This is a genomic window from Legionella quinlivanii, assembly GCF_003265995.1.
Lineage (GTDB): Bacteria > Pseudomonadota > Gammaproteobacteria > Legionellales > Legionellaceae > Legionella_C > Legionella_C quinlivanii_A.
Window position 1 is genome coordinate 103,473 of the sequence record NZ_MVJN01000004.1, and the last position, 13,479, is coordinate 116,951.

Genomic DNA, 13,479 nt, shown 5'->3' on the forward strand with positions numbered 1-13,479 from the left:
GAATGACTGATGCAACCAATGAAGAATTAAATAACCTAGAGTCTTTGCATCATTATTATCACAGCATAATCAATTACATGCCTAATCTGGTATACGTATTAGACAAAAATTGTATGATTGTCGATTGTAATCAGAATTTTCTTGATCTTTTACAATTGGAAAAACTGGAAGACTTGCCAGGAACTGTTTACTCACAGCTCGTAGAAAAAAGTCATTTTTCCGAAGCAAGAATTCAGAAGCTCAAACAAGATGATATTAATGCACTGCTTGAAGCAAAACCACTGATTAACGTAAAAGAAGCCCCTGTAATCGATGCCAGTGAAAAGATTGTCTATTATCATTCTTCCCGTATCCCCTTGTTTAATGAGCACAAACAAATAACCGGCATGGTGGTTATTCTGGTAGATATGACTGAAAGAAAGCAAATGGAAGAAGAACTGGGCAAGCTCAAAGAACGGCTTAAAGCCCATGTTTCCGATACAGAGCAATCCCATCCGCTCGTGTTTCGCGACCCTAAAAATCCTCCCAAAGTATTAATGATTGAGGATAATGCCATCGCTCAAAAAGCTGTGCAGGCCCTGTTAATGCAGCTCGACTGTCAGGTGGATGTCGCTGATTCCGGAGAGAAAGCAACCAGTTTATTTAAACCTGGAAAATATGACCTGGTATTTATGGATATTGGCCTGGAAGATGGTTCGGGATATATTGTTTCCAAGAAATTCCGCCAGATGGAAGATGGAAGCGGTTTCCGCGTACCAATCATTGCTTTAACCGGTTATGAGGCCGATGTGGTTAAAATTGATTGCAATGATTATTTCATGGAAGGGGCTATCACTAAACCCTTAACCAGCGAGCAGGCAAGACAAATTATTGAACATTATATTTACCATATGGATATACCAATATCGGGTTTGAAGACGACTAAACCGATGTGATTCGCTCCTGTTCTCTCTGAGCTGCGCTTAGGTTACGGAAATTGTGTCATTCTCGGGAAGGAATTGTTGCGTAAATAGAATCAAGTAACTAACCTGTCGTCTTTGCGAACAAAGTGAAGCAATCCAGATCGAAGCCTGAATAAAGTGAGGATCTGGATTGCTTCGCTAACGCTCGCAAAGACGGTTCTTTGTGCACCTACGCAACAATACCTACACGGGGGATGGCAGTTTAATTTACCTCTTTAGGTATCGCGCATAAAGTGCAGCAGCCGGGCACTTAGGTAAATAAATCCTGGCAAGCAACTCTGAATAAAGCCTGGTTAATCCTCTCTTAATCTTAATTGATTACAATAGTAAAAAATACAGCGTAATACAGGTGAGGTAGCCTTTATGAGTACCGATGTTAATCAGGGACGAATTATTAATGTTTTAAACAAATATTTAAAAGCCAATAATTTCCCCTTTGAAATGAATCGCAATGGGATTTGTAACGGGCTCGCCATCGTTCATGCAAAATATGTGCTTGAAGGACGAAATCAGGAATTTGAAAACATACTGAAGTATATTTCAGAAGGAAAACGGGATAACAATATCACCGACGAGGACATCAATAATTTTGCGTTTCAGACTCTTCTAGCCTTTGCCCCCCACGAATTTGATAATAAGCTGCATCAGGTCACTGCGATGCAGGCTTTAAAAATTAAAGGAATTCCACTAAGTTCTTCTTTTAGTTTTTGCATGGCCGCTTCAAAGAGTAACTGGATACAAGCCTTACAGGATATTGCACTCAAAGACGATGAGGTGATGATTGTCGCTAGTATCAATCATGCCATTTCTATCCATAAAACGAATGGTAATTATATTGTCTACGATCCGAACTACAGCAGTGGATTTAAAAAATTTGCTGATGAAACTGCTTTAATCAAAGAACTTTATTCTAATGTTTTTCATTATAGCAAAGGCAATTTAGGGCTTGAAATACAGATACTGAGACATCCTGAAAAACAAAATGAAGAAAGAGTATTTCCTCATGTTGAAAGTTTATACCAAAAATATCTCCCCGATCCCAACCTGGTTGCCGAATGCGACGGCCAACTCTTTAAAACACTCCCTGCTGCTGCCGCGCACAATGATAAATCAGTTATTGAATACCTGAAGCAACGTGGGGCGAACGGTTATGTGGAAGCCGCCATGGCCGCGGTAAAGTCCAACAACACCTCGACCCTTGAAGCCTTACTGGCGCACATTGACAAAGATAATCAGAGGCTCATTATCTGGGACTACGCCTTTAGCCTGGGTAGAAAAGATATAATAGGAATTTTGAAAGCAGATACAAAATTTAAAACATTTTACGAGGAATATATGCCTACCGGTGTATTCCTTTCTGCTATTGCTGCCGGTAAAAATGCGACGCTACTTGCCGAATTGATAGAGGATTACAGAGCTGTATCACTGGAGAATGCGCAAAAAAACTTTGTAAAAGCAAAGGAGAAATTAGAAGCTCAATTTTACCCTGAGGAGCTGGTTCGATTTATACAAAGTATGCCTGACAATGTTGATTCAGAACTTTCTCAATTAATTTTAGGACAAAGTAAATATTCCAGTTCCAAAAATCCCAGTCCCATGAGCCATGCGATTAGCAGCGGCGATGTTCAATCAGTAAGACTTCTTATGGAACAGCTTCACTCCTCCGGAACTGAACTGACAGACGAACAGAAAATCGGCTATCTGCTTGAAGCGATACGTGCCAACCGCAGTTCAGTCACCAGTTATTTAATCTCGGAAAAACCTGGTATTGCCAGAGAGTTAATGAAAACAGTCAACTTAAGTTTGTCAGCAGTTGAGCATACCAACATCTTGCTTTTACGTGATTTAGAGAGACATGGTGTTGAGTTTAGTCCTGCTGCTCAAATGATAATTGATAGAAAAGAACAAAAGGAATTAACGGTTATTGAATCCCTGGGGATTGCCGTCCTCAAGTTCACCGACTTTCTTAAAGATATTTTTGTTAATAATTTTTCTTATAGTAAAATCAAGGGAGTGAATTACGATTCCAGAATGTTCAAATCAATTAAAGAGGAATTGCAAGCTGTCAAGCAAACTGATGAATTTGATGACATTCCGGTTGAGGTGCTTGATCTCGACAGTCTGGGTCCTGTGATTGTTAAGTGACTGTCGAGACAGGCAGGCTCCTTAATCCGCCGTAGCCTGCAAATCCCCCGCCAAGGCCCTGCTTCTTCCCTCGCGGGCTTTCAGATAATTCCTGGAGTAAGTCATGCTTGGCTTTTCCACTGTGAAATGGACCAGGTTTGCCAGAATGAATACCAGAGAAAGGGATAAGGTCGCCGACAAGGCAATATTCTGAGTCAGCGGGTAAATGAGGAAATAGATCGTATAACCAGTAAATCCGTGTAATAAATAAAGAGGATAGGAAATTTCAGCGAAGTGATTCAGGTATTTGCTGTAAGGAATTCGATCATTGATTCGATACAGGAACAGGAACATGACAATCCCGAAACAATGATTAATAAAAATTAAACTACCAGTGCCATTTAAAATAGTTCCCGTATTCAGGCAGAAATAATTAATCGACATCATCAAAATGGTTGTGGTAATTCCCGTCAGAACAGACCACTGCTTTGACAAGGTATAATAAAATGCGGTACCCACAAACATATAAGTAATGTAACTGCTGTTCATGGCAAGAAAGTTACCGAACCCAAAGACCAGAGTGCGTGTTTCATCATGGAAAAATCCACTGAAATAAACAAAAAACTGGCTGGCAAAAAGCATGAACGCCGCGGACAATAGAAATGTTTCAACTCTTTTTTCAATGGAAAAATAAAAAAAGATAAAAAATAAAAGATAGAAGTGCATTTCAATTTCAAGCGTCCATAGCGCCCTTTCAATATGATGCGTATGTAAAACATCTCGTATTAACAGCAGGTTCGCTATTAATATGCGGGGCTGAAAAACGTCAGGGATTAGTGAGCTTCCCGTATAATGATTTGCGATGGTGATTGTACTGGCCGCGATAATCAGACAGACAATAGCAGTTGGATAAATACGAAATAGCCGACGAACAAGATAGGTGAAGGGTGTCGAATTTCTCAATGAAAAGGGAATAATATAACCACTTAGCAGGAAAAATAAGCCCAGGCTAAAAAAGCCAGCTCTGAAATCACTAAGCCCCAAATGGCTGAAGATGATGCCCAGATATTCAGTGAGCTGAACATGAGGATAATCAGGAAGGGGATCCTGGAAAATCATTTCATGAATGGCATTAGGGGTTAAAATCAGACCAAACCAATGGGTATAGATAACCAGCACACAGCCCACAGATCGAATGAGTTGCAAAAACCATATTTTTTGCGAGCTTTTAGCCACATTTTGCTCCGATTATTATTATTCATTGTGAGTCATTCCCTGCTTCGGAAATTGAAGTGTTTGATTCCGAATGCAAAACGATTTATCGCTTTAGCAGGTTTTTTTATCCAATGGCATATTAACAGAGCTCTGAAAAAAAGTTAATCAAAAATACGACCAAGCCTTTCCTGCTATTTAAAATCGCAGGCAAAGCCTTAAAAACACTCATATACTTTGTTAGAGAGAAAAAATCGAGAAATGTTCATGCAATTAAAAGGATTCATGGTAAGTATACGCCTAAGCATCATTACCCTCTTTGTTCTGCTATTAGGGTTAATCGGCTTTGCAATTATGTTTATCAATTATCGCGCTTTAAATCAAATCCTTGGTGCAAGCGAAAAAAATCTCATTCTTGAAACGACTCTACTGCTGAATGAACGCATTCATAATTACTTGCATCCCTTGAACCGGGATCTGCAAAAAATGAAAAATTTATTAAAAGAAAAGATTATTGACCCTATCGATCCGAAAGAATTTGACAAATACCTCCTCGAATCAATTCGTGATACCCCGCAATTATTTATGATTTATTATGGAACCAAAGAAGGCGACTTCTATGGGGTCGACCGCACGCAAAAAAATATCATTGGCTTAAATCATATTTTAAACACCAATGTTCCCCCTATCAAAGAACGCTATGAATACAATGAACAAGGCCAGCTGATTGAAACAGTAACGCTTCACGACTATGACCCGCGCCTGCGCCCCTGGTATCTGGAAGCGGAGGCTATAAGAAAACCCACCTGGACTAATGTATATCAATTCGTAAATTTTGGTAACTATAAAAGTACTGTGTATGGCGTTACTGCAGCAATACCTGTCTATAACAAAAATGATAAATTTATTGGAGTCTTCGCGATGGATTTGTCCATCGAAGGGATCCAGACTTTCATTAATCAGCTCAATCTCACCCAAAACTCACTGATTTATGTCACTGATAATAGCAAACAAGTGATCGCTTATCGCATCCCTCATGAAAAGAAAGATCTTGTTATAGACAAAAACCATCTCGCCTATCATTTGAAAAAACTTGATATCCCTTCATCAATTTTAAATAAAACGACCGGCTTGTTTGAAGTGAGCTCTTTTAAGCATGAAGGCGAGGAGTATTTCCTCATTCATCGACCGATTATGGAATCGCATCAATCAAAACCCTGGTACATCACGATTATTGTTCCGGCCAGTGATGTGTTAGCTCCGTTGAGAACCCTGCGCCTTCATACCTTGTTATGGACAGCCTGCGTATTATTACTGGGCATTCTCATTGCCCGCGTTTTCTCACAACGGATTTCAAAACCTATTATTCAGATTGCAAATGAAGCCCAGCAGATAGCCCGTCTTGACATACAGCAAAGACCGCCTATAAAGACGCTGATCAAAGAAATTAATTATATGGATACCAGTCTTACTCATATGCAATCCAGCCTTTTATCGTTTCAGCGCTATGTGCCGAGCAGTCTAGTAAAGCAACTGATTCTAAGCGGAAAAATTGCAGAAATGGGCGGTGAGCGCCAGGAAATCACCGTACTGTTTTCGGATATTAAAAGTTTTACAAATTTGACAGAACAATCAAGTCCGGAACAATTAATCACGTATCTATCCAATTATTTTCAGGCGATGACCGAAGCCGTTATCGTGCACGAGGGAATACTGGATAAATACATTGGTGATGCCATTATGGCGCTGTGGAATGCGCCTCTTAGTGACCCAGAGCATGCTTTGCATGCCTGCCAGACAGCTATTGATATGGCTCAACGCCTAAAGATTACCAATCAGCTCAATCAGCAGAATAATTTTCCTCTGTTCCATATTCGCATTGGAATCAATTCAGGTGAGGCGATTGTCGGCAATGTCGGCTCTGAAGAAAGACTCAGTTATACAGCCCTGGGTGACACAGTGAACGTTGCAAGCCGCCTTGAAGCCGTGAACAAACTGTATCATACTCAGGTCATTGTCAGCGAAAGCACTTTCAAACAGGTTGCCGATCAGTTTAATTTTCGCCTGCTTGATGAGGTTGCGGTTCGTGGTAAGCAGGAAAGTACCCGTATTTATGAACTTATTACTGACGACAACATCCAGAATCTGGACCAATACAAAGCAACATTCACCAAAGCGTTTAGCTATTATCAGCAAGGCGAATGGTTAAATGCGCTTAATCTGTTTGAAACACTTACCCCAGTCTATCCCGATGATCAATTGGCCAGTGTGTATATAAAACGTTGCCAGGCATTTCTCAATTCACCGGTTTCTGAATGGGATGGCATCTGGCGTCTGGGAGGACCAGGCACATAAGCCGAAAGATTTGCAAACGAGGATTTATAAAACATGAATAGAACAATCACGCTAATTGCAGTCATTATTTTAATATTAAGCGGGATTTATTACAGCCTGCCGTTTTTCGGAATCAACATCATTTAATCCGCGTTGCGACAGACTTCCTGTTTATTCAACAACGCTGGCGCACGACGCAGATCAGGCTGAAAATGAAATAATCTGAGCCAAAAGACGCTGCTTATCAGGATTAAAACTCCTCCTGATAACAGAGCATAGGCAGCATGAGACTTTAGAAAATAAAAGTAGACAGGAGGTAATATCAAAGCACAAATGATCTGAGGAAAAGTAATACTCATATTAAAGATACCTAGATAGGTACCGATACTTTCCCTGGGCAAAAATTTTGACAACACCACATAAGGTAAAGAGATTAAACTTCCCCACATTATTCCAATACAAATTGATGAAAAGATAAGGCTGGTTGAAGAACTTACAAAACCAATTAGACCCACGCCTATACCGCCGCCAAATAATGCGAATCCATGCAAAGTCTCGACTCTTATATATTTTGAGAATATAAAAACGAGCATAGTAAACATAAGACTAACGTATTGATAGAGCGAAAAATAAAATGAGCTGTCAAGGCTGGCAGCCTTCATTAAATGAAGATTTTCATTAGACGAACCGGTATAGGGAAAATGATAATTTTCCTGAGCGATACATAAGCTAAAATATAGCCAAAATATGAAAACTCCCATCCAGGATATGCTGTGAATTATTAATAACTTCAAAAATAAGGAATCGGCTTTTTTGATTTCCTTGCGTATGCCTTTAATACTGACTGCAAGCTCCCTTAGCAATTTACAGAACAGGCCAAAATCAAGTTTAAGCAAATTTACCGGTTTTTCGTCTACTTTTCTAAGGAAGAAAAACACAACAATTATGAATAAAACTCCACAAGTAACATAGGAGATACTTAGATTCAATGGGAGCGCAAAATCACTTGATTCAATAGCAATAATTTTATGCACTGCAATCGGTAGAAAAGCACCTAAAACACCACCAAGTCCGGCAAAAAAAGCCTCAGCTGAAAATGCCTGCATACGGGTTTTATCTTCCTGAAAGCTATCCGCAGTCAGGGCGCGAAGTCCTTCTGCACTGCCATTGAGACTGCAGTCGATAAAGAAAGTAAATAGCACAATATTAAATAGCGAGCTTTGCAAAGGCAATAAACAAAATGAAAAAGCGCCGACTAATCCCCACACCAGAATATAGGGCTTTCTTCGTCCAATTTTAGTTACCGATTTATCGCTGATATACCCAATCAAAGGTTGTATAAAAACACCGGTTAATGGCGGAATTAACCAGAGCAAAGGCAATATAAAATCGTTTGCTCCCGAAATTTTAAAAAGCGCACTCAAATTTGATAATTGGAAAGTGAATCCAAAATTAATGGAAAAAGATAACAATGCGAGGTATAGAAAAGTCCTTTTCATCTGCAACATTTAAAATTCCAATTAGGTCGTCAGGTAAATAAAAATAGTGTAGCATCAGATAATTAGCAAATATTGTTTTATAAAATTCATTGTATTCCAAATCAAAGGACCCTGTAAAGAGGACAATAAATCATGAGTAGTTCACTAAAAAACATTGAAGGATTGAAACGAGTTTTTATTACTAGGGTTAACCCTAGTATTGATAATGGAAAATATCAGGTGAAACGAATCCTGAATGATATTATCATTATAGATGCTGATATTTTCACGGATGGAATCGATGAAATATATGCAGAATTAGTTTACAAACATGAGTCCGAAGATAAATGGAAAAGAGTAAAGTTCTCTTCTCCTGATAATGATTGCGTTACCGCAAAGTTCCTGGCAAAGAAACTAGGAATTTATCATTTCACAATTGAGGCATGGATCGATGAGTTTTCAACATGGAAAAAAAGATTTGTCAAAAAAATGCAATTAAAAATGGACGTTGCAAATGAAAGAGCGATTGGAGTAAACTTTTTTAAAAACTTTATTAAAAAAGACGACAAAACAGCTCAAATAATTGTCGACAAAATTGAGAATGAAAAATCTTACTCAAAAATCGAAAAATTTTTCTCAAAAAATAATATCAAAAAGTGGCTGAGAGAACATATAACCCCTGCTTTTATAACTCGTTATGAGAAGGTTCTAAGTATTCGGGTTGATCCTGCTAAAGCTGGATTCAGTGCCTGGTACGAAGTGTTTCCACGATCTGTTTCCTCATCAGGTCAGCATGGAAGTTTTCAGGATTTGATTAACTATCTTCCCCATATTAAGGAATTAGGTTTTGATGTAATTTATCTTCCTCCGATTCATCCTATTGGTAAAACCAATCGTAAAGGTAAAAATAATTCAGTTACCGCAATGGAGCATGAGCCAGGCAGCCCTTGGGCGATAGGCAGCACGGAGGGAGGTCATAAGGCTATCCATCCAGAACTGGGCAGTTATACAGACCTCAGGGAATTGATTAATAAAGCCCGCACATTAGGTATCGACATTGCCCTTGATTTCGCACTTCAATGCAGTCCGGACCATCCGTATCTGCATGAACACCCGGAATGGTTCAAACATTTACCGGATGGCTCACTGCAATATGCTGAAAATCCACCTAAAAAATATCAGGACATTTACCCTTTAAATTTTGGCTCTGAACAATGGCAGGCCATGTGGCTGGAGTTTAAATCGATTATAGACTACTGGATCAAAGCCGGAATCACTTTGTTTCGGGTAGACAATCCTCATACCAAGCCTTTTATTTTCTGGGAATGGCTGATTCAGGAAATAAAAAAAGAGCACCCTGAAGTCTTATTTTTGTCGGAAGCGTTTACCCGTCCCAAGGTAATGTATCATTTGGCTAAATGTGGTTTTAGTCAATCTTATACCTATTTCACATGGCGCAATACAAAAGAAGAATTGACTTCCTATATGGAAGAGTTGGTTTCTCAACCGGTTTCTGATTTCTTCAGACCCAACTTCTGGGCGAATACCCCTGACATTCTACCCGAATGTCTGCAAACAGGCGGGCAGCCTGCATTCATTGCGCGCTTCATTCTGGCGGCCACTTTAAGCAGTAATTATGGGCTTTATGGCCCTGTTTATGAAAATTGTATTAATACCCCCCTGCATGAAGGAGCTGAGGAATATCTTGACTCTGAAAAATATGAGATCAAACGACATATGAAGAGCAGTCAGAATATTGATGCAATCATCTCAAGAGTCAATCACATACGAAAAGATCATCCGGCTTTACAGAATACACAGTCTATTCGCTTTCACACTACAGATAACCCACAACTGATTTGCTACAGCAAACACTGTGAAGAAAGTCGGGATCATATGCTTATTGTGGTTAATCTTGACTATCAGTATAAGCAATCAGGGTTTATTGACATTAAGCGGAATAATCTTCCACTTCCGGGAGATGACTTTGTGGTACATGACTTACTGCATGATGAAACCTATCAGTGGCATACGGGTTCCTGTTATGTAGAACTGGATCCAGCCAAAGCTCGTTGTGCACACATATTTCATATCAGAGAGAATCCAACATGAGCAAGGATAGCCAATCCAGAGAACGTATTGACTGGTATAAAGACGCAGTCATTTATCAAATTCACATCCGCAGTTTTTTTGACAGCAATGACGATGGGATTGGTGATTTTCAAGGATTGATAAAAAAACTCGATTATCTGAAATTTCTGGGAATTAATGCCGTCTGGCTTCTGCCTTTTTACCCCTCACCACTTAAAGATGAAGGCTATGATATTGCGGACTATAGCAGCATTAATCCCATTTATGGTTCTTTAAAAGACTTTAAAGCCCTGCTGAAAGAAGCCCATCATCGTAATATTAGAATTATTACCGAACTGGTAATCAATCATACCAGCAATGCACACCCATGGTTTCAAAAATCACGGCGGGCAAAGCCTGGCTCCTACTGGCGGAATTTTTACACCTGGAGTAATGATGCCAGCGAATATGGCGACGCGCGCATTATTTTTCGTGATTTTGAAACCTCAAATTGGGCATGGGATCCTGTAGCGAAAGCCTATTACTGGCATCGCTTTTACTCGCATCAGCCCGATTTGAACTACGATAATCCGAATGTTCAGAAAGAAGTTTTTAAAATTGTCGACTTCTGGTTAAACCTGGGCGTTGACGGTTTAAGGCTTGATGCCATTCCCTACCTGTTTCAAAGAGAAGGTACAAGTTGTGAAAATCTGCCTGAAACCCACGAATTTTTAAAAAAGCTAAGCGCTCATGTCAAACATAAATTTCCCAATCGCCTTTTGTTAGCAGAGGCTAATCAGTGGCCTGACGATGCCGTACAATATTTTGGCCAGGGGGACGAATGTCAGATGGCCTTTCACTTCCCACTGATGCCAAGAATGTACATGGCTGTCAAAATGGAAGATCGCTTTCCACTCATTGATATTATTGAACAGACTCCGGCGATTCCCGAAAACTGTCAGTGGGCTATCTTTCTTCGCAACCATGACGAATTAACTCTTGAAATGGTTACCGATGAAGAGCGTGACTACATGTACCGCATGTATGCCCAGGACCAGCAAATGCGAATCAATCTGGGAATACGCAGACGGTTGGCCCCTTTGCTTGATGGCGACAGGCGGCGAATTGAATTATTAAATGCCATGCTGTTTTCCCTGCCAGGCACTCCTATTATTTATTATGGCGATGAAATTGGTATGGGAGACAATATTTATCTTGGCGATCGAAATGGAGTCAGAACGCCCATGCAATGGTCAGCTGATTTAAACGCTGGCTTCTCTAAGGCAACCCCGCAAAAGCTTTACTCGCCAGTCATTATTGATCCGGAATATAATTATCAGGCAGTCAATGTTGAGCTGCAATTACAAAATTCCCACTCTTTATTATGGTGGATGAAACGTACCATCGAAGTACGAAATAGTTATCTTGCTTTTTCGCGGGGAACGATTGAATTGTTAACCGCTGAAAATCCCAAAATTCTCGCATTTTATCGAACTTATGAAGAGCAGCGCTTACTGGTATTGATTAATCTATCAAAAAATATTCAATCCACTTTTCTTGATTTGTCCAGTTTCGTTAATTTTAAACTGCTGGAAGTATTTGGAAAAAATCAATTTCCATCGATACAGGAAACACCCTATTTCTTCGTGCTTCCAGCCTATGGATTTCTATGGCTTGAATTACAGAAACCAGAATCCGTTGTTTCAGATAAGCGAAAAAAGGATGAAATAGAAATCAAAAAGGATCTTTCAGAAATTTTTGAAGGAAAAGCAAAAAGCAAGCTTGAAACTGTATTGGAAAATTACATTATTAATTGCCGTTGGTATCGTTCAAAAAACCATAAGATCACCAGGCTCTCGATTTACGATTCTATTCTGGCACTGAAAAAACCAACCCCTGTTTATCTGTTAATTATCCTGGTTGAATATAAAGACAAGGAAGCGGAAAAATATTCTCTGTTCATTACCAGAGAAGAAGATCATCATGAAATCAGCCAAACCGCCACTCAAAAAGTTATATGTACTCTAAAAACAGAAATGCAATCGGCGTATTTGGTAGATGCCGCACATATTCCTTCTTTATGGAGCGAATTATTTAATTTATTCGGCTCCAATCGTCAGTTGAAGGGGGCTCGGGGTAAACTTTCGATAATGCCTAACCGCGGGTATAAGAAACACCTTTTGTCAGAAAGCAATTTTCAAAAAGAACCCATCAATGCCGAGCAATCCAATACATCCATACGATACAATGCTGCATTGTTTAAATTATATCGCCGCTGTGAAACAGGTATTAATCCTGAAGTAGAAATTACCGAATTACTCATGAAAAAGAGTAATTTCCGCTTGCCCAAAATCCTTTCTCATTTGCAGTATGAGGATCAGGGGAAACCGGTTACCCTGGGTATTATCCAGGAACATATACCAAATGAAGGGGATGCCTGGGCTTACAGTATCAACCATTTAAATAATTTGCTGGAAGAAGGAAACAGCGGCTCGCTGGTTTTTCCAGCAGTGGATTTGCCCTGGCATAAACTGGTATCGGTTCCTGAACAGGTAAGCCAAATGCTGGGGATTTATTCGACTTCCATAGAAAAACTGGCCGAAAAAACAGCCGCCATGCATATCGCTTTAGCCGAATCCTCCTCGAGCTCGGATTTTAAACAGGAAGATTTCAATTGGTTTGATCAGCGTAGTCTCTATCAGTCCCTGCGTTCTATTCTTACTAAAGCTAAAAAGCATCTTAGTTCATTAAAATCATCGCTTGAACCTGTGATATACAGCTCTCTTCAGGACAAACTGGCTGAAAGCCGTTTAAAAGCAACAGTACAATCCCTTTTGAATAAACGTTTTAATGGTAAAAAAATTCGTTGTCATGGCGATTTTCATCTCGGACAGATTCTTTATACCGGTGATGATTTTATCATTATTGATTATGAAGGAGAGCCTAACCGCCCCTTGTCTGAACGCAAGATAAAACGTTCTCCTCTGAAAGATATTGCCGGAATGCTTCGCTCTTTTCACTATGCCGTTTACACCGTTACGCAAAACAAAGAGATGGATTTAGCCTTAAAAGAATTATCACCTGAAAAGCTCTATGCCTGGATCTGTCAACTCTATTTAGACAGCTATTTAAATTTCGACGGTATTCGCAGCTTGCTGCCAGCTGATGAAGGCAACCTGCTATTTTTATTGAAAATTTTTATGCTGGAAAAGGTACTCTATGAAATTGAATATGAGATTAATAACCGTCCTGACTGGGTTCATGTTCCCTGCAAGGGCCTGATTGCATTATTGGAGTGA

The 13,479-nt window shown here is 39.6% G+C and carries 7 protein-coding genes; 5 read left to right on the forward strand and 2 right to left on the reverse strand.

Annotated elements, in window-relative coordinates; translation table 11 throughout:
- Window positions 1–2: 2 nt before the first annotated feature.
- Together B1207_RS06045 and B1207_RS06050 are read left to right on the forward strand one after the other, a co-directional pair.
- Window positions 3–935, forward strand: coding sequence for a response regulator (locus B1207_RS06045; protein ID WP_112219102.1), 933 nt, complete (start codon window positions 3–5; stop codon window positions 933–935).
- Window positions 936–1,325: 390 nt separating this feature from the next.
- Window positions 1,326–3,107 carry a YopT-type cysteine protease domain-containing protein gene (locus B1207_RS06050; RefSeq protein WP_112219103.1) on the forward strand — a complete coding sequence of 594 codons (1,782 nt, stop codon included), beginning with the start codon at window positions 1,326–1,328 and terminating at the stop codon, window positions 3,105–3,107.
- A 21-nt stretch (window positions 3,108–3,128) separates the two neighbouring features.
- On the opposite strand, the gene B1207_RS06055 is transcribed toward B1207_RS06050, so the two are convergent.
- Window positions 3,129–4,322 (reverse strand): acyltransferase family protein, encoded by a 1,194-nt coding sequence (locus tag B1207_RS06055; RefSeq protein WP_112219104.1) that lies wholly within the window; start codon window positions 4,320–4,322, stop codon window positions 3,129–3,131.
- A gap of 261 nt (window positions 4,323–4,583) precedes the next feature.
- Between B1207_RS06055 and B1207_RS06060 the strand changes: the two genes are divergently transcribed.
- Entirely contained in the window at window positions 4,584–6,653 is a 2,070-nt protein-coding gene (locus B1207_RS06060) for an adenylate/guanylate cyclase domain-containing protein (protein ID WP_253255792.1), read from the forward strand.
- Window positions 6,654–6,775: 122 nt separating this feature from the next.
- Here the strand turns inward: B1207_RS06060 and B1207_RS06065 are convergent, their stop codons facing one another.
- Window positions 6,776–8,140 (reverse strand): MFS transporter, encoded by a 1,365-nt coding sequence (locus tag B1207_RS06065; protein ID WP_112219106.1) that lies wholly within the window; start codon window positions 8,138–8,140, stop codon window positions 6,776–6,778.
- Between the two features lie 123 nt (window positions 8,141–8,263).
- Between B1207_RS06065 and B1207_RS06070 the strand changes: the two genes are divergently transcribed.
- Both B1207_RS06070 and treS read left to right on the forward strand, forming a co-directional pair.
- Window positions 8,264–10,222, forward strand: coding sequence for an alpha-1,4-glucan--maltose-1-phosphate maltosyltransferase (locus tag B1207_RS06070; protein WP_112219107.1), 1,959 nt, complete (start codon window positions 8,264–8,266; stop codon window positions 10,220–10,222).
- Entirely contained in the window at window positions 10,219–13,479 is a 3,261-nt protein-coding gene (gene treS, locus B1207_RS06075; protein WP_112219108.1) for a maltose alpha-D-glucosyltransferase, read from the forward strand. The genes B1207_RS06070 and treS overlap by 4 nt, the downstream gene beginning before the upstream one ends.

Bases quoted from the DNA above. Each gene is read 5' to 3' on its own strand.
- B1207_RS06050 (WP_112219103.1), top strand. From the start codon at position 1,326: ATGAGTACCGATGTTAATCAGGGACGAATTATTAATGTTTTAAACAAA.
- B1207_RS06070 (WP_112219107.1), top strand. From the start codon at position 8,264: ATGAGTAGTTCACTAAAAAACATTGAAGGATTGAAACGAGTTTTTATT.
- treS (WP_112219108.1), top strand. From the start codon at position 10,219: ATGAGCAAGGATAGCCAATCCAGAGAACGTATTGACTGGTATAAAGAC.
- B1207_RS06045 (WP_112219102.1), top strand. From the start codon at position 3: ATGACTGATGCAACCAATGAAGAATTAAATAACCTAGAGTCTTTGCAT.
- B1207_RS06065 (WP_112219106.1), bottom strand. From the start codon at position 8,140: ATGTTGCAGATGAAAAGGACTTTTCTATACCTCGCATTGTTATCTTTT.
- B1207_RS06060 (WP_253255792.1), top strand. From the start codon at position 4,584: ATGGTAAGTATACGCCTAAGCATCATTACCCTCTTTGTTCTGCTATTA.